This window comes from Granulicella sp. S156 (genome assembly GCF_009766105.1).
Classification (GTDB): domain Bacteria; phylum Acidobacteriota; class Terriglobia; order Terriglobales; family Acidobacteriaceae; genus Granulicella.
Window position 1 is genome coordinate 205,380 of the sequence record NZ_LMUH01000026.1, and the last position, 24,003, is coordinate 229,382.

Here is a 24,003-nt window from a genome sequence, read left to right on the forward strand (position 1 = left end):
ATATGTCAGCGTTGCGAACGCCGCAAATCGAAGGTGTTGGCAAACGGAGCCTCATGTACCCCCAAAACCATTCCACCGAAGCTGTTCTTAGTCCTCGCAGCTCAACGCCTGCGAACCCGAAGCTCGATCCGGAGACTATCCAAAATAGATACCTGGAGGGTTGTCCTTGGGGCATTGGCAGCTGTCGGTCGGTTATGACGAGGCTCTCGCTTATCGGACTCGTGCTGGCCGCGCTGTTCGCAGGGGCGCGAACAGCCTCCGCACAGAACTCGACGATCTTTGGTCCCAACGTCTACGTTTTTACACCTGGCGATTCGGTGTCCTCGATTAATACGACTCTCAATACGCTGAACGCGAACACACAATTCAGCACCAATCGCTACGCGGTGCTTTTCGCTCCGGGCACGTATACCGGTGTTGAATCCGAGGTTGGATACTACGAATCCGTCGCTGGACTTGGGGAGACGCCTGGTGCCGTCACCATCAGCAATGGCTATCTGACCTCAAACCAGACAGATTCCAACGGCAATTTGACGACAAATTTCTGGCGCTCCATCGAGAACATGTCCATCACGCCGCCGTCAGGTGATTTGCTGCAATGGGGAGTTTCGCAGGGAGCGGCCTTCCGACGCATGTATGTCGATGGCGCAATGGAACTTACGAATACATACTGCGGGGAGGCAAGTGGCGGGTTCATCAGCGATACCGTAGTCACCGGAAACATCGGATCTTGCTCCCAGCAGCAGTGGTATACGCGCAATAGCTCCATTGGGAGTTGGACGGGAAACCTTTGGAATATCGTTTTCTCCGGCGTCTCAGGAGCCCCAGTCCCGAACTATCCGACGGGTAATACCTATACTGTTCTTCCCACCACTCCAGTGAGCCGTGAAAAGCCCTTCCTCTATATGGATAGCAGCGGAAGCTACTGGGTGTTCTCGCCGACCTTGAGGACAAATTCGTCGGGCACAAGTTGGTCAAGCGGAGGGCTTGGTGCTGGCAACTCTCTGCCCATCAGCACCTTTTATATCGCCACGCCTTCGAGCACTTTGGCGCAGATCAACGCCGCTCTGGCCTCAGGTCAGAACCTCATTCTGACTCCTGGTATTTACACCTATAGCGGATCCATCAACGTGACCAATGCAAATACCGTGGTTCTGGGACTCGGCTATGCGAATCTCAGTCCGCAGACGGGAACGGCTGCAATCACCGTAGCCGACGTGAGCGGCGTGCAGATCGCCGGACTGCTTATTGATGCCGGGCCAGTCAATTCACCGGTCCTCTTCCAGGTAGGTGTTGCAGGAGCATCGCGCGTTAGCCACGCAAGCAATCCAACGTCGATCAGCGATGTATTTTTCCGCATCGGTGGAGCTGTAACGGGAACGGCAACCGAAAGCATGGAAATCGATAGCGACAACGTCATCCTGGACAACATCTGGGCGTGGCGCGCAGACCACGGACAGGTTCCTGTTGGTTGGACCGTAAACGTGGGCATCAATGGATTGGTTGTAAACGGAGACTACGTCACAGCCTTGGGGCTGGCCGTCGAGCACTATGAGGGCGGCCAGGTCGTATGGAACGGTGAAGGTGGAGAAACCATCTTCTATCAGAGCGAAATGCCCTATGACGTTCCGAGCCAGAGCGCATGGATGGATGGCACCGTGGACGGTTATGCCTCCTACAATGTCTCGCCAACAGTCACGACCCACACGGCCTACGGCCTCGGTGTTTACTCCTACTTTGATCAAGGGGTACCCATCGTCGCAAATAGTGGTATCGCCGTTCCAGTTGCTAGCGGCGTTACTGTGACCGATGCGGTAACGGTATTCCTGTCCGGAAGTGGCCAAATCACCTACACCATCGCTTCAGACAGCGGCACTGTCGATAATGCAGGCACAGTGGCCGAGTCTGGCTCCATTACCAGCTATGTTGCCTCCTACGGTGGTTCGAGCGGAGGTTGTACTGCAGTTCCTTCGCCGCCGACAGGTCTAACGGCATCAACGTCTTCTTCAAGTGCTATTAGTTTGAGCTGGACCGAATCTAGCCCTCCGGCGAACTGCACCGCCAGTTCCTATAACGTCTACGCCAGCACCACCAGCGGGTTTACTCCGTCCTCGAGCAATCTGATCGCGAGCGGGTTGACGGGGACCAGTTATCCCAGCACTGGGCTCGCCGCGTCGACAACGTATTACTACGTCATAGAAGCGCTTGACGCAGATGGAGCTTCGGCGGCATCGGCACAAGCTACCGCTACGACTCAAAGCAATAGTGGCAACTGCACCTCCGTACCTTCAGCTCCGACCGGTCTAACGGCGACGGTCTCCTCCTCCAGCGCTATAGGTCTGATCTGGACGGCAGATACACCACCGGCCAACTGCACGATCAGTTCGTACAGCGTCTATGGCAGTACCGTCAACGGATTCACCCCGTCCTCGAGCAACCTGATCGCTAGCGGGTTGACGAACGCGAGCTACTCCAACACTGGGCTCACTGCTTCTACAACGTACTACTACGTCGTAGAAGCAATCGACGTGGACGGCACTTCGGCGGCATCGACGCAGGCCAGCGCAGAGACTTCGGCAGCGGCATCCGGGGCGGAGATCGTGGCCATCAACTCCGGCGGCCCTGCTGTAAGCAACTCGGGCGGAGGTGATGCCTCCTTTGTAGCGGATGAAGACTTCAGTGGCGGCGGCGCGGATATATCGGCGAATGCCATCGTCACTGCAGGTGTGGCCAATGCCGCTCCAGCGGCTGTCTATCAGTCAGAGCGCGCGGGGGCCTTTACCTATACGATTCCGGGCCTGACGGCTGGCACCCAATACACGGTTCTGCTGCACTTTGCAGAATTCTATTGGACTGCGGCAGGGCAACGTGTCTTCAACGTTGCGATCAACGGCACAACCGTTCTCAGTAACTTCGACATCTATGCCGCGGTTGGAGCGAATAAGGCGTTGGTCGAGCAGTTCACCGCAACCGCCAACAGCAGCGGCCAGATCATCATTGCTTATACCAACGGCACGGCTGATCAACCCAAGTCCAGCGGTATCGAGGTCCGAGGCGGAAGCTCCAATGCCTGCAGCACGGTTCCTTCTGCGCCCGCTGGGCTCACGGCTACTGCGTCTTCCTCCAGCGCCATCGGTTTGAGTTGGACGGCAGATACACCGCCGACTAACTGCACCATCAGCTCGTATAGTGTCTACGGCAGCACCGTCAACGGATTCACCCCGTCGTCAAGCAACTTGATCGCGAGCGGGGTGACGAGCGCCGGTTACTCCATCACCGGCCTCATCGCTTCGACTAACTACTATTATGTTGTGGTAGCGGTCGATGCGGATGGAACCTCGGTGGCATCATCGCAGGTCGGCGCCGAAACGCTGGCCGCTACGTCATGCAGCGTGGTTCCTTCTGCGCCAACTGGCCTTACGGCAACTGCGTCTTCCTTCAGCACCATTGGTTTGAGCTGGACGGCAGATACACCACCGGCCGGTTGTACTATCAGCTCGTACAGCGTCTACGGCAGCACCACCGGTGGGTTTACTCCATCTTCGAGCAACCTGATTGCAAGTGGGGTAACGAGTGCGAACTACTCCAATACAGGTCTCGTTGCTTCAACACCCTATTACTACGTCGTACAAGCAGTTGACGCAGACGGAGCATCGCCAGCATCGGCACAAGCATTCGCTACTACGCAATCCTCCAGCACGGACTTCGTGGCCATCAACTCGGGTGGGCCGGCGGCCAGTAACTCGAGCGGCGGTGACGCTTCCTTCATTGCTGACGAAGACTATAGCGGGGGTGGCACAGACACGTCGGCCAACACGATTGTCACAGCGGGTGTCACCAATGCAGCACCGGAGGCGGTCTACCAGTCGGAACGGGCGGGAACCTTCACATATACGATCTCTGGCCTGACTGCTGGCAGCGAACACTCAGTTCTGTTGCACTTCGCAGAGTTCTATTGGACCGCAGTAGGGAAGCGTGTCTTCAACGTAGCCATCAATGGCACCACTGTTCTCAGCAACTTCGACATCTATGCGACTGTTGGTGCAAACCATGCGTTAGTCGAGCAATTTACGGCTACCGCTAACAGCAGTGGCGAAATAGTCATTGCCTATACCAACGGCACAGCAGATCAACCTAAATCCAGCGGCATCGAAATTCGGTAAACCGGACCAACGAATGCCAGTAGTACCGAGTGCAGAAATATCCCTCTCGACTCGTTGATAACAGTTCACTAACAAGGAGTTCGTCGTGCTTACAAATTTCAATTCCCTGCGAGACTCGGTTCGTTCAGGCCAGGAAACCTCCCACCAAATGATTAATCTCTCTACAGCATTCCACTCTTGCAAGAGAGTATTTCTGGTTCTTGCTGCATGTTTCCTGTGTGCCTCTTCGTTGCACGCGCAGTGGACTCAGGTTTGGGGTGGCAATTTCCCCGGAGCCGCGGGAACTACTTACAACCATGCCGATTGGTGGAACGATGTTCAGCCCACCGCAGTATGGGGCGATGGCACGATACAAAATACAAGTGACAGCCTCCAGAATGCGTATCTCGATGGCAATGGCGATCTAGTGATTGCGATGACGTATAACCCAAATGCGGCGGTGCCATACACTTCTGCCCGATTGACAAGTACCTATGCGGCTGGACCTTACGGACGCATCGACGCCCGCATCCAGAATCCATCGGCTGTGGGTATGGGCGCAGCCTTCTGGGCATTGGGTGCGGATGCTTACCCGGCAGGTACGGGACCAGGCTCTTCGGCGCCAAGCACGAACGGAGGCACGCCCTGGCCATGGTGCGGTGAGTTGGACATGATGGAACTTCAGTCCTCGAACGCCGCTCATAACGGGTCGACTATCCACGGTGGAGAGACCGATTCGCAGACCAGCTACGAGTATGGCGGAATCAGCGCAACCGTGAACTTGACGGGAGATCAGACCTTCGACAATAGCTTTCACATCTTCACCACGGAGTGGTCGCCATATCAGATTCAATACCTTCTGGATGGTGTGGAATATGGCAGCGTCAATCTTGCCAACATCGGGGTTACCGATCAGTGGGAGATGAATCAGCCGATCAACTTCATCCTCAGCTCCGGGGTCGGTGGGAATGGTGGAACGCCGAATGGCACTGGATTCCCATCTAACCTCGTCATCAACTACGTCAACTACTCGCAATGGAGTGCGGGTGTGCCTGCTCCAGTCACCGGGCTTACCGCGACAGCACCGTACAGCAACGCTGTCGATCTCAGTTGGAAAGCGAGTTCGACCTCGGGTGTTACTTACGATATTTATGCCAGCACAACTGCGGGAACGGCGCCGAGTCTTGCCACACTCGTCGCGCAAAGTGTATCGGGCACCTCTTATACACATACAGGTTTGCAGCCGAACACGACCTACTATTACACGGTGGTCTCGGCAAATTTTGGTGGTGAATCCAGCGCATCCAACGCCACGGTAAGCACGCAGGCAGCAGGGAACAGCACCGGCATGCAATTGAGCGCAGGCGGTTATGCCATTGGCACTTACATGGCCTCCAATTTCGTTCTCGGTGGCAATACGAACTATCACTACAACGTTGGGCCGCCATCGGGCCTTACCGCAGTCAACACCTCGCAGGTTACAAATCCCGCACCGCAAGAGGTCTACAACACGGAGCGCTGGGGTGCTGCAGCATGGACGATCACGGGTTTAACCCCGCTGGCTGGCTATAACGTTCGGTTGCACTTCGTGGAGTTTGCTCACACCGCAGCTGGGCAGCGCAATTTCAATGTATCTATTAATAGTGACCAGGTTTTAACCAATTTCGACATTATTGGCACTGCAGGTGCCGCAGATACGGCCATCGCAGAAGAGTTCTATACCCAGGCCGATGAGAACGGCATCATCGAGATTCAAACCACTGCTGGCACGACCACTGTCGTCGATTTGAATCCCACAATCAACGCAATTGAAATTACCCCGGCTACCGGCGGCAATCCTGTAGGAGCTGCTCCGGGCACCATAACCGACCTTGCTATCAACTCTGGCGGCGCAGCAGTTGGCAATTTTGTGGCCGATGAAGATTTCAATGGCGGAGACGTAGCCACATCGACAGCTACAGTCACTCTCGGTTCGAATTCCGCTCCCGAGGCTGTCTATCAGTCCCAGCGCTATGTGCCATTCACCTATGTGCTGACCGAGTTGGTCGCGGATGCGCCTTATACCGTGAATCTGCATTTCGCAGAAAGTTATTGGACGGGTGTGGGTGATCGCATCTTCAACGTTGTGATCAATGGAACGCAGGTTCTGACCAATCTCGACGTATTCAAAATAGCTGGCGGCGAAAACATTGCCTATGATCCACAGTTCACCGCGAGTGCTGACAAGTATGGGCAGATTATCGTGCAGTTTGTCTACGGTGGTGCTGATCAGCCCTTCATCAACGGAATCGAGGCCGTAAAGAGCGGCGGTGTTGCTCCTGGCTGCACCGCAGTTCCTTCTGCACCGACAGGACTCACGGCGACAGCCTCTTCCGCAAGCACGATCGGCTTGAGCTGGACGGCAGTCGCAGCCCCAGCCAACTGCACGATTACCTCTTACAACGTTTACAGCAGCACCGTCAGTAGGTTTGTCCCATCATCAAGCAACTTCGTTGGCAGTGTGACCGGGACAACCTATTCCAATACTGGCCTTAGCGCCTCGACACCCTACTACTATGTGTTGGAAGCGGTAGATGGCGATGGCCCTTCCACGGGATCGACGCAGGCAACTGCGACCACTCAGTCATCGGGTTCTGGATCTGGGACAGGGATTGTTGCCATTGATTCAGGAGGTCCCGCAGTCAGCAACTCGGGTGGCGGCGACGTCTCTTTTGTCGCCGATGAATACGTAACCGGCGGAGGCACCGACACCTCTGCCAATACCATCACCACGGCAGGCGTGGCCAATGCGGCCCCGATGGCCGTCTATCAGTCAGAGCGTGCAGGAACTTTCACCTATACGATTCCGGGTTTGACGGCAGGCGCTCAATACACCGTTCTCTTGCACTTCGCAGAGTTTTACTTCACAGCGGCCGGACAGCGTCTTTTCAACGTAGCTATCAACGGCACAACGGTGTTGAACAACTTTGACATCTATGCCACAGCAGGAGCCAATAAGGCGTTGGTCGAGCAGTTTACGGCCACAGCCAATAGTAATGGGCAAATTGTCATCGCCTACACGAATGGTTCGGCAGACCAGGCCAAATCGAGCGGTATCGAGATACGAGGGGGTAGTTCCGGAAGTTGCAGCACGAATCCTTCCGCTCCAACTGGTCTCACTGCTACGGCGACCTCATCAAGCGCTATAGGTCTGAGTTGGACGGCGGTGACCGCTCCAGCCAACTGCACCATCAGTTCCTATAACGTATACGCAAGCACAACCAGTGGCTTCACTCCATCAGCGAGCAACCTGATTGCGAGCGGGATCACAACGCCAAGCTACTCGAACACTGGCCTGACTGCTTCAACCACCTACTACTATGTCGTCGAGGCGCTCGATGCAGAAGGAAACTCAACAGCCTCGGCTCAGGCATTCGCTACTACAACCGTGTCCAGCGATTTCGTAGCCATCAACTCTGGCGGCCCCGCAGTCAGCAACTCAAGTGGTGGAGACGCATCGTTCGCCGCGGATGAGGACTTTACTGGGGGCGGCACAGACACCTCAGCCAACATCGTCACAACGGCAGGTGTAGCCAACGCGGCGCCGGCGGCAGTCTATCAGTCGGAGCGCGCGGGAATCTTCACCTACACCATCTCGGGGCTGGCCGCCGGAAGTTCCCACACCGTCCTGCTGCATTTCGCCGAGTTCTATTGGACGGCAGCAGGGCAGCGTGTCTTCAACGTAGCCATCAACGGCACTCCAGTGTTGAGCAACTTCGATATCTATGCCACGGCTGGTGCGAACAAAGCGCTGGTCGAACAGTTCACGGCTACTGCCAACAGCAGCGGCCAAATCGTCATCGCCTATACCAATGGAACAGCGGATCAACCTAAATCCAGTGGTATCGAAATTAGATAGATAGCTCAACCCAATTCGTTCAGGTCGGTAGGCGACATATCACTGGCCTGAATTTCATGTGGCAGAAGTTAGTCGTACGCATACCAGTGACAGCGCTGTAGTTGCTAATCAATCAGCATTCTAGGAATGGACCACCGGCCAAGGGAGTGTTATGCATACCCAATATATCTGTATTGAAAAGCTGCGCAACCATAGCACTCGCTTCCAGGATATCTTCAGGTTATGGCCCATCGTGTCGATGATAGTGCTCGCTATCGCCGCATTACCTTTGGGAAGCGCGCGCGCCCAGCAGGTCGAGCCAACGCTCCCAACATCGCAACGGGTCACAATCAATCTGTCAGCCGGGATGCCTGGGCAAAACCCATGGCTTTATATCAAGGACTCAGACTCGCCGACTTATGCATCACCTTCTTTTAATGATTCCTCCTGGACTCCAGTGGGAATTCCATACTCGGCGAATTTCTTTACCTCGTTTCTCAATGCGGACTCCGGTGGTGGAGATGGTGATCTAAATGGAACCAATAACTGGTATCGCCTGCACTTTACGGTCGGGACTCAATACGCAAACAGCAAGATATTAGTTGAGTTCGAGGGTGCGCACACAGGTGCGCAGGTTTACATCAATGGAACGCTTCTACCGGGAATCAGTGCCGTCGCTGCCAATGCGCAGGCCTCCCACGTCGTCGGTTTTATTCCCTTTATTGTCGACCTCACGCCATACGTGACGGCCGATGGTGCTACGGAAAATGTGCTCGCCGTAAGTGTCTCTCGAAATAACACCTGGTTTGAACAGCCGGGTTTCTCACAGGATTATCGTTTCGGTCAGGCCGACGCTGGATTATTCCGTCCGGCCTATATGTTCATCACGAATAAAGTACATATCCCCGTTAATGTCTATTCTAATCAGAAAACGTGGGGCACGTACGTCGCAACAGTATCTGAAGTTCCTTCCCAGAGCAGTACGGCGCAAGCTGCCTCGGCTGTTGTCGAGGTGCAGACAAACGTTCTCAACGAAGATACAACTTCGCAGCAAGTTACCTTGACGACGCAGATTGTGGACGCAAATGGAAATGTAGTGGCTACCGCGCCACCCATCACTCAGACAGTGGCACCCATGACTGCGAGTAGTTTTCCATCTACTGCGGCTCCAATGTTCGATCAACAGATCACGGTGAATAATCCCACCTTGTGGTACCCGAACAACAGCACCTTCGGTACACCTTATATGTACAAGGTCTACCACATCATCAGTGTTAACGGGCAAGTGGTCGACTCGGCGCAAAGTCCGCTGGGTATCCGCACGATCACGTGGGACCCCAACTTCCCATACTTCAATGGCCACCCCATGTATTTATGGGGAGCTTCGGGGCGCTACGACTATCCTGCATTAGGATCCTCCGTCCCCGAAGAACAGCAGTGGCGCGACCTTGCGCAGTTAGCCGCAGAGGGCGGAAACATTTGGCGTCCGGGACACTCGACCACCAGCGAGGAATTCGTGAACGCGGCCGATGAGTATGGCATCATGATCGATCAGCCGAGCGGAGACGGCGAGGGTGCCTTCAATACGCCGACCGCGGATCAGGTGACGCTGAAGGAAGAGTTGCATCGTGACATGATCCTTCGTGATCGCAGTCATCCGTCTATTCTCGACTGGGAGTCCAACAACGGCACGATGAATGAAACTGTTGGTGAAGCCCTTCTAGCCCTCGATAAGACCTGGGACCCCATCAATACACGCGTCGCAGCCGACCGCACGCCTGACCCCGTAAATGGTTATATGCTCGGCTGCACTCTGCAAGGCTGTGAGGTCGGTGTCAAGAATGAGTTCCCGAATAATCCGGCATGGGGAGCGGAGTATTGGGGTAACGGGTCGGCACGGGGTTTGGATTGGAACTACGAACTCGCCTTTGCCGCACCATTTCTGGACAGCTGGCGTCAAGGTAAAGCGGCAAACGCCTTCGGAATGGCGCAATGGTACTTTGCCGATTCCCCTGGCGAAGACAGCCTTTATGCGGAATTTACAGGCCAACCGTCGCAGCAAAGTATGGTTCGCTCGCTGGGCGCCTCCTCAGTCGATATGAACAGATTCCCCAAGTTGCTGTACTACATCTATGAGGCAGCTTGGACACCTTTTTCCATCAAGCCAGTTGTGCGCCTGGCGAATCATTGGAACCTTTCCGGAGCTGTTCAGGAGAATGCGTTCAGCAACTGCCCATCTGTCAGCCTGCTGGTCAATGGCGTACAGCAAGGTTCAGCTAAGGTGCCAAATAGCTGGGATTCAAACTCCGAATCGAATTTGACGCAAACTACGACCCTGATGCCATTCCAAACCTCGTGGCCTGTCACTTGGGCTTCCGGTACCGTAGAGGCAGACTGTCTCGATCAGTTCGGAAATGTGCTGGCGAAAGACACCAGGGTGACAGCCGGAGCAGAGAGCAAAATCGTGCTCACCGTCGTTCCTGAGTTGACCAAGCCGGATGGGACGAACTTCGCTGTCACGGCGAACGGCTCTGACGCAGCTTTTGTTGTAGCCCAGATAGAAGACGCAAATGGGAATATAGAACCGCTTGCCTCCGACGTACTTACATTTTCTGTGAACGGTCCAGCTACGTATATGGGTGGCTCCGAGCAATATGTGTCCACTGCAACAGACGCATATTCGACCGCTTCGGGCAATAGCGAGCTTAACTATCATGCGCCCGGAGACCCTCAGCTGCAGGTCGAAGGCGGCATGACTAAGATCGCTATTCGGAGCCAGTTCACTTCGGGAAATGTAACGGTCACTGCCACCGCTCCCGGCCTGGCTTCGGGGACCGCAACCTATACGATCCAGCCGATCCCGAGCGTTACGCCAGCGTCGACCGCTCCATCCATCATTGTGCAGCCCGTAAGCACTGCGGTGACACAGGGGCAATCGGCTACGTTTTCCGTCACGGCAGCTGGCACCTCACCATTCACTTTTCAGTGGTTCAAAAATGGTTCCACAATCGCCGGCGCAACCAGTTCCACATATACCACTCCTGCCGCTGCCTCGACGGACAACAACAGCAGCTTCACCGTGACCGTCACCAACAGCGTTGGGTCCGCAACGTCCGGTGCTGCCATTCTCACGGTGGATGCGTCGGCGAACGTTGTTATTACCACTCAACCTGCAAGTCAGACGGTGTATGTTGGTCAAACAGCCCAGTTATCTGTCGCCGCAACCGGTTCGCCTACCCTTACCTATCAATGGCTAAAGAATGGTGCGACGATTGCCGGAGCGAACAGCTCTACCTACACGACTCCTGTTCTTGCGTCGACAGACAACGGTGACAGCTTTACTGTGGTTGTCGCCAATCCTGTTAATTCGGTCACTTCGGCGCCCGCGGTGCTCACGGTAGACCCAGCCATCGCGCCTGCAATCACCCAACAACCCGTTAGCCTTTCCGTGTTGGCAAATGATCCGGCTACCTTCTCCGTTGGGGTCTCCGGTTCTTCGCCCTTTACATACCAGTGGCAACTGAATGGAGTGAATCTTCTTGGCGCCAATGCAGCGACATACGCCATTCTTGCAGTGCAATCCACCAATGTTGGCAGCTACACGGTGGTCGTCACAAACGCTGCAGGTAGCGTTACGAGTGCACCCGCTACGCTTACCATCGCGCCGCCAGGAGTTAATCTGGCTCTTAATCAACCGGCCACTTCCAGTACAACGCAAGGTGCCGGATTAACTGCGAATTATGTGAACGATGGCGACCTCACGACCCGGTGGGCGTCAGCAGGAGGCATTGATCCTTCGTGGGTCGAAATCGATCTCGGATCAGTGCAGGCCTTTGACAACGTCATCCTGTACTGGGAAGCAGCATACGCCAGTACGTATCAGATCCAATATTCAACCGACAACTCAACCTGGAACGTCGCTTACAACAATACCAACGGTGTCGGTGGCGTAGAGAATCTCACCTTCCCCACTGTTATGGGTCGATATGTTCGCATGTACGGCGAAACGCGCGCCACAACGTATGGGTATTCGATCTATGAATTCCAAGTTTATGACGTGGCACAGTGCGGAGGTTCGAGTGAGCGCTATACCGTTCTGAGCTCTACAGCCGTACTCGACAATATAAGCCAGCTAACCTGGCTACGTTCCGAAAACACCTATGCCAATGGTGGTGCGCAGTATACGCAGCCAATCGCCCAGACCTACTGCGCAAGCCAAAACATGCGTTTGCCCACCCAGGCAGAAGCTCTGGCCATCAGTGGGGCCGCTTCTGCTTCCTGTGCGTTTCCTCAGGCATGGAATACGTGGACATCAACGACTGATCCTTTGAACATTAACGACGCTGCTTTTGTCTCCTCAACTGGTCAATCTACTTTTCAGGTCGCGAATAACTATCCCGGCGCGGTGCTGTGCAACTCGGGTACAACGGTCCCGCCTCCCACCATTACGACCCAGCCCGTGTCACAAACAGTCGCTGCTGGGCAGAGTGCCACGTTCAGTGTCGTGGCTGCGGGCACTGGTCCATTTACCTACCAGTGGTATCAGAATGGAGCCTCCATCACCGCTGCGATAGCGGCCAGCTATACGACCCCTGCAACAACAGCCGCTCAAAGTGGCACACTCTTCACCGTGGTTTTGACTGGCCCAACGAAAGAGACGGTCACCAGCAACTCCGCGACACTCACCGTGTCGGGGGCGGGCAGTGGTAATTGCACAACGCTTCCATCTGCGCCGACCGGGCTGACAGCGACAGCTTCCTCCCCCAATGTCATCAACCTGAGTTGGACTGCAGTCACGCCTCCAGGGAGCTGCTCGATCAGCTACTACAACGTCTATGGCAGCCCGACAAGCGGTTTTACTCCTTCTGCGAGCAACCAGTTATCTAGTGGGCTGATAGAAACAACCTACTCCAATACGGGCCTTTCGGCCTCGACAACCTACTACTATGTCGTAGAAGCCGTTGATGCAGACGGCTCGTCGTCGGCCTCGTTGCAGACCTCCGCAACCACACAAGCCGCCGCTTCCGGCATAGATGTAGTAGCCATCAACTCCGGTGGTCCTGCCGCCAGCAATACAGGAGGTGGCGATACCTCCTTCGTGGCTGATGAAGATTTCACCGGTGGTGGTGCGGCCACCTCCACGAATGCCATTACCACGGCAGGCGTAACCAACGCTGCGCCGCTGGCTGTCTATCAGTCGGAACGTGCAGGAGTCTTCACCTATACCATCCCAGGACTGACCGCCGGCACACAGTACACGATTCTTCTCCACTTTGCGGAGTTCTATTGGACGGCGGCAGGGCAGCGTGTCTTCAATGTCGCCATCAACGGCACAACGGTACTCAGCAACTTTGACATCTATGCCACAGTCGGCGCCAACAAGGCTTTGGTTGAGCAGTTCACGGCCATGGCCAACAGCAGCGGTCAAATTGTAATCGCCTATACCGCTGGTTCTGCTGATCAACCTAAATCCAGTGGCATTGAAATCAGAAGCAGCTCTAGCAGTTGCAGCGCCCTCCCAGCGGCCCCGACAGGCCTAACGGCAACGGCGTCCTCCTCGAGCGCTATCGGTTTGAGTTGGACCGCACCAACCGCTCCCACTAATTGCACCATCAGCTCCTACAACGTCTACAGCAGCACAACCAGCGGGTTTATCCCATCCACGGCTAACCTTATTGCAAGCGGCGTGACCGGCACTAGCTATTCCAACACCGGTCTCGCAGCCGCAACGACGCACTACTATGTCATGGAAGCGATCGATGCAGACGGCACATCCGCCGCCTCATTTCAAGCCGGTGCCGAGACTACGGCCATCTCCTCATGCACCACCGTCCCATCTGCGCCGACTGGCCTAACGGCAACGGCATCTTCTTCCAGTGCCATCGGTCTTACTTGGACCGCACCTACGCCTCCCACGAACTGCACCATCAGTTCCTACAACGTCTATGGCAGCACCACCAGCGGGTTTGCCCCATCCACGACTAACCTTATTGCGAGCGGTGTGACCAGTGCTAACTACTCCAACACCGGCCTCACCGCTTCCACCACCTATTACTACGTCGTCGAGGCCATTGATGCAGACGGCTCGTCGTCGGCCTCATTGCAGACATCGGCAGCCACGCAGGCAGTCTCGTCCGGCACGGATATAGTAGCCATCAACTCTGGTGGTCCCGCGGTAAGTAATGCAGGAGGCGGTGATGCATCCTTCGTCGCTGACGAAGATGTCACTGGTGGAGGCACTGACACCTCCACGAATGCCATTACCACGGCAGGCGTAACCAACGCCGCACCCATGGCCGTCTACCAGTCGGAACGTGCAGGGGTCTTCACCTATACCATCCCAGGCATGACGGCTGGCACACAGTACACGGTTCTTCTCCACTTTGCGGAGTTCTATTGGACGGCGGCAGGGCAGCGTGTCTTCAATGTCGCCATCAACGGCACAACTGTACTCAGCAACTTCGATATCTATGCCACAGCCGGCGCCAATAAGGCTCTGGTTGAACAGTTCACCGCGACCGCTAACAGTAGTGGTCAAATTGTGATCGCCTACACGGCTGGCTCTGCAGATCAACCTAAGTCTAGTGGTATTGAAATCAGATAAGACGAACGACATAGATACTCTTGAGCTCGTGAGCAGCACCACGGCCAGCGCATTCCATACGACCCAACCCTCGACCAAAACGGTGGCTGAGGCACAAATAGGAGGCTTGCATGTCGAATAGCTATTCAGTTCCTCTGCGCAGAATCATTCTTCGTGCGTTCTCCCTATTGATCGTTATCGCCATCTTTGGATTTGTATCAACGGCCCGTGCAGCCACCACGGAGATCGTCGCCATCGCTTCAGGTGGTCCGGCTGTGAGTAACTCGGGGGGCGGTGATGCATCTTTCGTTGCCGATGAGTATTTCAGTGGCGGTGGTACCGACACATCCACCAACACTATTGTTACTGCTGGCGTTGCCAATGCGGCACCCGAGGCAGTATATCAATCAGAGCGCGCAGGAACGTTCACCTACACAATTCCGGGGCTTACGGCAGGCAGTCAATACACGGTGTTGCTGCATTTTGCCGAATTCTATTGGACGGCAGCAGGACAGCGTGTCTTCAACGTCGCTATCAACGGCACAACCGTACTGAGCAACTTCGATATCTATGCCACAGTGGGTGCCAACAAGGCTCTCGTCGAGCAGTTCACGGCGACTGCCAACAACAGCGGTCAGATTGTCATTGCCTATACCAACGGAGCCGCAGATCAACCTAAATCCAGCGGCATCGAGATCCAACAAGTCACTGGCGGCTGCTCCACAATACCATCGGCTCCTGCTGATCTGAAGGCATCATCATCTTCCTCCTCCTCGATCAATCTAAGCTGGGCCGCAGTAACTCCGCCAGCAAATTGCACCATCAGCTCCTACAGCGTCTACGGCAGCACTACCAGTGGATTCACTCCTTCCGCGAGTACCTTACTATCTGGCGGCCTAACGGGCACCACGTACTCCAACACCGGCCTCGCAAATGCGACAACGTACTACTACCTTGTAGAAGCCATCGATGCAGACGGCACGTCAGTGCCCTCAGCGCAAGCCAGCGCACAGACCGCAGCCGCATCGTGCAGCGCTGCTCCGTCGGCACCGACAGGACTCACCGCGACGGCCACTTCCGCCAGCGCAATCAATCTGAGCTGGATCGCACCAACTGCCCCGACCAACTGCACCATCAGCTCCTACAATATCTACAGCAGTACCGCGAGCGGGTTCACCCCATCCGCTAGCAGTTTGATTGCAACGGGCATAACCGGAACTTCTTACTCCAATAGCGGCCTTAGCACTTCTTCCACTCACTACTACGTCGTAGAGGCGCTGGATGCGGATGGTGCGTCGTCCGCTTCGACTCAGGCGGTAGCGACTACACAAGCTACCTCATCCAGCACAGAGATAGTAGCCATCAACTCGGGCGCCCCCGCTGTCAGTAATGCGGGTGGTGGAGATACATCTTTTGTCGCTGACGAAGACGTCACAGGCGGAGGAGCAGACACATCCACGAATATCATCAACACGGCCGGCGTAACCAATGCTGCGCCCACGGCGGTCTATCAATCGGAGCGCGCAGGGGCCTTCACCTATACCATTCCTGGCCTCACATCCGGCACTCAATACACCGTTCTGCTGCACTTTGCCGAGTTCTATTGGACGGCGGCAGGGCAGCGTCTCTTCAATGTCGCCATCAACGGCACAACCGTACTGAGCAACTTCGACATCTATGCAGCGGCGGGAGCGAACAAAGCCTTAGTCGAGCAGTTTACCGCTACCGCTAATAGCAGCGGTCAAATCGTGATCGCCTATACGGCCGGCTCTGCAGACCAACCTAAATCCAGCGGTATCGAAATCAGAAGCGCCTCCAGCAGCTGCAGCACACTGCCTGTGGCTCCGACTGGACTTACTGCGACGTCGTCTTCCTCAAGCTCAATTAACTTGAACTGGAATGCTGCTACTCCTCCGACCGATTGCTCCATTAGTTCCTATAGCATCTACCGCAGTACCACTAGTGGATTTACGCCGTCTTCGAGCAACTTGATATCGAGCGGAGCTGTTGTTAATACCACCTATACCGACACTAACCTCACGCCTTCGACAACCTACTACTACGTCGTAGAAGCCGTTGATGCGGACGGTTCATCCGTCGCCTCGTCTCAAGCCGACGCGGAGACTGCTGCCACCGCCTCATGCTCTGCCGTCCCATCGGCGCCAACTGGCTTGACGGCGACGGCATCGTCTTCTACTACGATTGCCATAAGTTGGGCCGCAGCCACCCCACCGGTCAACTGCTTAGTAAACTCCTACAGCATCTATGGCAGCACAATCAACGGATTCACTCCCTCCGCCAGCACCCTGCTGGCCAGCGGACTGACGGGCACCACGTATTCCAATAGCGGCCTCGCCGCTTCGACAACTCACTATTATGTTGTGGAGGCTGTCGATGCGGTTGGTGCATCGGCACCCTCGGCTCAAGAGTCCGCAACCACACTGTCTGGCTCTTCCGGAGAAATCGCAGCCATCAACTCCGGTGGTCCTGCAGTGAGCAATTCAGGTGGCGGCGACGCATCTTTTGTTGCTGATGAGTACGTCACCGGCGGCGGTGCAGCCTCTTCGACCAATCCTGTAAACACCGTAGGCATAGCAAATGCAGCGCCCGTGGCTGTTTACCAGACGGAACGCAATGGAACCTTCACCTACACCGTTCCAGGCCTGGCACCCAGTGCACAGTACACCGTCCTGCTCCACTTCGCAGAGACTTATTGGACAGCTGCGGGACAACGTATCTTCAACGTCGCTATCAACGGCGCTCCAGTGCTTAGCAACTTCGACATTTACGCGACGGCCGGAGCGAACACAGCCCTGGTTGAACAGTTCACCGCGATTGCCAATAGCAACGGCCAAATCGTCATCGCCTATACCGATGGATCCATCGATCAACCTAAATCCAGCGGTATCGAGATACGTGGCGCTTCTAGCAATTGCACCCTCCTTCCCCCCGCTGCACCCGTGGGCTTAACCGCGCTTGCATCGTCTCCCAGCATCATTGGCCTTACCTGGACGGCAGTTACTCCTCCGCCTAACTGTGCCATCACCTATAACGTGTATGGCAGCACAACGAGCGGCTTTACTCCATCCGCAAGTACTCTGATTGCGACTGGTCTAACGACTGCAGCTTATGCCAACACGGGACTCGCACCTTCGACCACTTACTACTATGTCATCGAAGCCGTCGATGCTGACGGCACCACGGCACCCTCAACACAAGCCAGCGCTGAAACGAACTCTGCCACCTCTTGCATCTCTATTCCTTCAACGGCACCAGCCAATCTAACTGCAACTCCCTCCTCCTCAAGCGCGATCGGTTTGACCTGGGTGCCAATTACTCCGCCTTCGTACTGCACCGCGACAACGTACAACATTTACAGCAGCACTAGCAGTGGGTTCACTCCTTCTTCAGAGAATCAGATTGCAAGAAATCTGACGGGCACAACGTTCTTCAATACCAGCCTCCCTGCTTCGTCGACTTACTACTATGTGATTCAGGCCGCCGACGAGGACGGGACATCGACAGCAGTGTCGACCCAGTCAGTTGCCACTACACTGCCTCCTTCAGCCGTGTTAACAGCGACAGCATCCTCGGCGAACGAGATCGATCTGACCTTTCCCGCAAGCACAGCGGCAGCGCCGGTCGAGTATCTGATCTTCCGGAGCACAACCCCGAGCTTTACCCCAGCAAGCGGTAATGAGATCGGCACTACCAAGTCCAACTCCTTTCAGGACGTTGTAGCTTCAGCATCAACGACGTACTACTACATCGTCCAGGCCAGCAACCCGGCTGGCATTACGACGGTAGGTGGCCCTGTTAGCGCGACTACATTGGCTCTCAGCGCGAATGCACCCTTTTGGGATGCAAGCAATATCCCGCCAACGCCTACAGGAGATGTCATGACGTTCAAAATTCTGAACCGAACGAATGGGCAATATCCAGACGACCAGGTCTTTTGGAGTACTACCGTTGGCGGGGTCACTACGACCAATTCGATTGCCGCACAGCCATACTTCCAGATGCCAGCCAACTCTTCAGGGCGTATGGAGTTTTATCTGGGTTCTCAGAGTACGACTAGTCCATACTCCGATTTCATCGAGTTCACCATCGGGCCTACCTTCTTCAACGGGGACACGACGCGGGTTGACTCGTTCGGCATCAAGTTGGCAATGCAACTGATCTGCACCGATGGCACAGATATAGCAGTCGGCGAAAATGCCGCAACTTTTGCGGAGAACAGGGCGACTACATTCCAACGCTATCTCAATGCTGTTCCATCGAACTTCCAACAGCTTGCGCAATTGAATGCTCCGTATCAGATCATCTCTCCCGGAGGAGGCGGATTCGACACCGGTGGCGCCTATGCGGACTATTACACCGCCTATATTGCTGAAATCTGGTCGTCCAACGGTCTCACCATCCCACTTGCCGGAGCTAACGGAGACGGCCTGGGCGCTTACCCTGATCTTTCGGCCGCAATCTATAGGCATACCGCCGCTCCGGGGACATTCAATCCTAATGGGACGCTGATATCTGAGTCGATGTGGGGAAACCCAAGCAACTTCTATCAGACAGCGCCCACAAGCTACTATGCACAGTTCTTCCATGCCAATGCCATCAACGGCCAGCAATATGCCTTCCCATACGATGATGCTGGTGGGTACTCCTCCGATGTAAGCTGCTCCAATCCGACGACGTTACTCGTAGCTGTTGGCTGGTAGCGGCAAGATCGGGCTGCGTGGTCGTGAGCTGCTGAGCCGGGGATACCGATGTGCCATCTGTATCCCCGGTTTTACAACCGAAACTCACTTCGGTGAAATCGAGCTTGTCGTTATGTGGTCATGGATGGTGGTGCGTCTTTAGCCTGGGCACCGAGCAGCTTGTTTGGGTGGTCTGTCATCATGAATGTAACGTGGCCACCTTTGGTGATGTCGGAGTGTTTGAACCATAGCTTTGTTTCTGGCTTGCCATTCAGACTGAGGGCATCAATATATTTGCTTGTTGGAGACGCACGTTTTGCTTCGAGAATAAGCTGACGATTCTCACCGAGGGTGATGGTGACTTTATCAAAGAGTGGGGTTCCAAAAATATAGTTTGTACTCACTGGGTCAACTGCATAGAATCCCATGGCGCTCATCACATACCAGGCGGACATCTGGCCACAGTCTTCATTGCCGGCAAGACCGTCCGGCTCGTTGCGGTACATCGTTTCCATCAGGCTTGATAGGCGCTCCTGGGCCTTGTAGGGAGCACCCGCATATACGTATAGGTATGCGATGTGATGGCTTGGCTCATTTCCATGGGCATACTGCCCAACAAGTCCGGCAATATCGTCCGGGGCATCAGGCGGCAACTCCGAACTGGCGTTGAATATTCCATCTAGCTTTTGAAGAAGCTGGTCCCGGCCACCCATAAGATCTGCTAACCCCTTGGGGTCGTGCTGAACCGCGAAGGTAGCCTGCCAGGCGTTAGATTCAGTAAAGTCGCGCCATTTCTTTGCGTGTCCCATCTCGTTCGGAGCGAACGGTTCTGCCCAGTGACCATCCGCGAGGCGCGGCCGGATAAAGCCTATTTCTTTGTCATATAGGTTGCGGTAGCTCTGAGCCCGGTGTTGAAGCGCGGCCGCTTCATCTTCAGCGCCAGTCGCACGGGCCACGTGGGCCATTGCCCAGTCGTCATAGGCATAGTCCATGCTCTTGCCAATAGATTCCGCTATGAGATCGCAGGGGATATAACCATACTTCCGATAGAGAGGCAGGCCTTGATAATCGCTTGCCGTCGCTTGCCGCTTCATAGCAGCATACGCCCCCATCAGATCGATACCCTGGAAACCCTTTTGCACCGCTTCGGCAATCACTACTACAGAGTGGTAGCCGCTCATACACTCTGTTTCTTTCGCCTGCAGAGGCCACACGGGCATCCCGACAGGACTTTCGTTTGACATACGAATGAGACAGTTTGCAAGATCTGGGACGCGTTCCGGCTGAATCAGCGTAAACAGCGGATGCACCGCACGATATGTGTCCCAAAGAGAAAACGTGCTGTAGTTGTGGGCCCCAGAAGGAAGATGATGGATCTCACCATCCATACCGCGATAGTTTCCATCTACATCGTCAAAGATTGTTGGTGCGAGCAGGGAATGATATAGCGCGGTATAAAAGATCTCCTTTTGCCGTGTCGTTCCACCCTCAACCCTTATCTTTGCCAGTTCGTGCTCCCAGAGGCTGAGAGCTTCAGAACTGACCTCTGCAAAGTCCCATCCGGGAATCTCCGATTGCAGATTGTTCAGCGCCCCCTCAATATTCACTCCTGATATGCCCACCTTGACGAGAATGACCTCTCGATCTTTTGTCGCATAGTGAAGAACGCACTTGAGAGATTTACCCTCGACTTCTTTTCCGATGTTGTTTGAAATCTCGTCGTTCACAAGAACGTCAATTCGGTCGAACGGGCGGGAAAATTTTATTGCGAAATAGATCTCTCGCCCATTAGCCCAGCGGGCAGTGCTACGTCCTCCGACGATCGTGTCCTTTCCGAGTATGTTGAGTTTTGCCCAGCGCACCGCATCAGGTCCATCTTCGTAGCTATGGGCGAGATCGAGGATGAAATGACCAGTATCACTATAGGGGAACGTATATTTGTGAATACCGGCTCTCGTCGTGGCACTCAATTCCGCGCGGATCTGATAGTCCTTTAAGACCGCGGAGTAGTATCCCGGTATCGCAATCTCCTCGTCGTGAGAAAAGCGGGAGCGATAGCCCTCTGTGGGGTTTTCGGGTGTTCCGGGGGTTATTTTCACTACGCCTGTACATGGCATGAGAAGGATGTCGAGCATGTCTCCAACACCCGTGCCGCTCAAATGGGTGTGACTGAACCCCATAATCGAATTGTCAGCGTAGTGATAACCTGAACACCGATCCCACCCTCGATTGTCAGTATCTGGGCTAAGTTGGACCATGCCAAAGGGAACAGTCGCGCCTGGATAGGTGTGTCCATGACCGCCTGTCCCAATTTTGATCTTGACGAATCGAGTCACTCCGTCGGATATCTCTCTCTGAGCCCCCTGGGTAGCTGCTCGCTCCGAGATACCGTGAGCTTTTTCCAGGCCACATAAAGCTAGAGCCGAACTGGCGGCAAGAAAAGTTCTTCTGGAGATCATTTTGAGGCTCCCATCCCGGTTCTGTCATCTGTATGTGTGCCAGGTATGCCTTCTAGTTCGTCATAGCTAGCGGACGCACAGCAAGGCAGCGTTGTTTTTGCACTTCTACAATCTATGGGGGAGCTCATAGGTTGGCGCAACGTTAGGTGTGGCCTTAACGTTGTCGTATCTGCATGAAAAATAAGGCAGCATCGAATACTAGCTGCTCTAACAGTAGTTACCTGTTCTGGATAGCGGACCTAATGCGTGACGATGACTGATCGAAGTTCGACCGAAGATGTTTTCGCTGATAGGAACTTATAGATAGGACTCTGATCATTCCTAGGACTATTCCGGGGCTATGGGGGACCGGAATAGCAAATGCAAGATAGCAATTCCTAGTGAGTGGAGGTCTCAGGCAAAATGTGACATGCCTCTATATTGGTGTTTGTCGATGAGCCAGCCATGGTATTCAGCCGCAACAACAATTCGAAGTGTTGCGGAGGGCCTGACGGAGAGATGCCGCAGCTCCGAAGCACATTGGATAAGCGGGGGAGATCCGTAACCAGTTTTCCTGCAGCCTCGGTGCCTTCTGCGTTGGCGCCGGCAATGAGAAGCACCTGCCCAGTCTGATCTGGATTTCGAACCAGAGCGACAATGGCATAGGACTGGCCGGTCGCCCACCCCAGGGCGGTCGGGACGTATTGCGTCTGCTCATGTTCCCGCGGATGAAGGTTGCGAATGATCTCCTGTCCAGAATCCTTGTCAAAGACGAAACGGAAATCCAGTTGATCGCTGAAAAAAGCTGTCCATGGGTTCGAGAGGGGGCTTCCAAGCAGAACGAAGTTGTCATCGGTCTGTAGGTTTGAAAGCTGCAAGCTTCTAGCGGTTTGCAATTCAATCCGTTTTGCGCCGGATTGTGCGAGCTGTGCGAGATTGACCGCAATCGGGGTGTCGACAAGCGATGTTTTATTTCCGCGCAGGAGGATTTGGGTAATCCGATTGGTCTCAGGCGTCAGCTTGTCTGGATGCGGGATGTAGTTATGGTTGGCGTAGTCAGAAACAGAGATCTGTTGTCCTGTGTATCCCTGAATCTCGGCTATGTCCGGATCGCTGGTGATCAGATGTAATGCGTGTGGTGAAGGGAGAAACACGGACCAGGGAAGTATAGAAGCCGTCGCCCTGGCTTTGTGGGTAAAGTGGTTCCAGAAAGCACCCCATAATGCAACATTCACTAGCGTGAGAATTAGGCATATCGCTAGCCATTTACGTCCGCTCTGTTTCGTGGTTTCATGTGTTTCGAGATCCACTGTGGCCAAGGAGGCAGACTCTGCTTCTGGAGAAATTGCTGCTACCGCTGGCTGCGCATGAGGAGTATAGGGTTGAATGTCTTCGGACGCCGGTTGTATGACCCCTGCAGAAACTGGACGCGCTTCTTGAAGTGGATCACGGGATATCTCCGGGAAATATGAACCCAAGGGAAGACTGATACGAAACTCTGAGGTGTCTCCGTATCTACCATAATGCTGAAGCAAGCGCTTGCGAACATCGCTCGCGGTTACGCGAACAATTGCATCATCCCCGGTATCATACGAAGGAGCGCGGCCAAACAGTTCGATTCCAATGATGCGCTCTTTCAGCGACTCGGTATGCCCAGCAATTGCTTGGTCAACGATGTACTGAAGAAATTGTCCGCTGCGATGACTTCCTCTAAACGCAGCTCCCTCAATAACCTCTTTGACATGCTGCTTAAGCAGGAAAACGTCTTCCTCTGTCTCAGAGATTTTCGCTAATTCTATGGTCCGTGCTTCAATTTGAGAGGTCTGCGACATAGATGGTATCGAGCGAGAGCAATTCTAACACCGTTCCTGTAGGGCGCTCTTTTCGGCCCCACGGTCTGCCCACAGGTGCCATGGCGTAACGTGCTGCTTCTCCTGGAGGGAAGTGCCATTGCCACTGTTCTTCGGTAGGTAGTTACCGTTAAGCTATGCCGCATTATGCAAATTACTGATTTTGTTTGACTTTTCGGCCACTGTTAGGAGCTTCCCTAACGTTGCCAAATCCTCTTTTCCCCTCGTAGATTTGTGCCTGTTCGATGAGATCCGACCCGCAAGCAGTCGTACTCAAAATCGGCCAGAGCAATATCTAGAAGTACAGGGGATCCAATGAGCCAAGCATCATCTCAAGGTGGGAACGCAACTCTACGCAAAATTTCGTCTTCATGCCGAAATCTCAAATCGCGATTTCGCCTACTGTTGCCCGG

General features: G+C 54.7%; 6 protein-coding genes. 4 read left to right on the forward strand and 2 right to left on the reverse strand.

From position 1 onward, the window contains the following. Positions 1 to 194: 194 nt before the first annotated feature. The 4 genes from GSQ91_RS22505 (at position 195) to GSQ91_RS22520 (ending at position 19,323) form a co-directional block, all read left to right on the forward strand. On the forward strand, positions 195 to 4,163 hold the full coding sequence (locus GSQ91_RS22505; RefSeq protein ID WP_158824003.1) for a malectin domain-containing carbohydrate-binding protein: 3,969 nt from the start codon (positions 195 to 197) through the stop codon (positions 4,161 to 4,163). Between the two features lie 148 nt (positions 4,164 to 4,311). Continuing rightward, positions 4,312 to 8,040, forward strand: a complete 3,729-nt coding sequence (locus GSQ91_RS22510) for a malectin domain-containing carbohydrate-binding protein (protein WP_158824004.1) — start codon at positions 4,312 to 4,314, stop codon at positions 8,038 to 8,040. Between the two features lie 151 nt (positions 8,041 to 8,191). Beyond that, a complete protein-coding gene (locus GSQ91_RS22515) occupies positions 8,192 to 14,623 on the forward strand; it encodes a malectin domain-containing carbohydrate-binding protein (RefSeq protein ID WP_158824005.1) in 6,432 nt (2,143 codons plus the stop codon). Between the two features lie 110 nt (positions 14,624 to 14,733). Then, entirely contained in the window at positions 14,734 to 19,323 is a 4,590-nt protein-coding gene (locus tag GSQ91_RS22520; protein ID WP_158824006.1) for a malectin domain-containing carbohydrate-binding protein, read from the forward strand. Positions 19,324 to 19,433: 110 nt separating this feature from the next. Here the strand turns inward: GSQ91_RS22520 and GSQ91_RS22525 are convergent, their stop codons facing one another. Both GSQ91_RS22525 and GSQ91_RS22530 read right to left on the reverse strand, forming a co-directional pair. After that, positions 19,434 to 21,761 carry a GH92 family glycosyl hydrolase gene (locus tag GSQ91_RS22525; protein WP_158824007.1) on the reverse strand — a complete coding sequence of 776 codons (2,328 nt, stop codon included), beginning with the start codon at positions 21,759 to 21,761 and terminating at the stop codon, positions 19,434 to 19,436. Positions 21,762 to 22,138: 377 nt separating this feature from the next. Next, a complete protein-coding gene (locus GSQ91_RS22530; RefSeq protein WP_158824008.1) occupies positions 22,139 to 23,572 on the reverse strand; it encodes a hypothetical protein in 1,434 nt (477 codons plus the stop codon). Between the last annotated feature and the right edge of the window lie 431 nt (positions 23,573 to 24,003).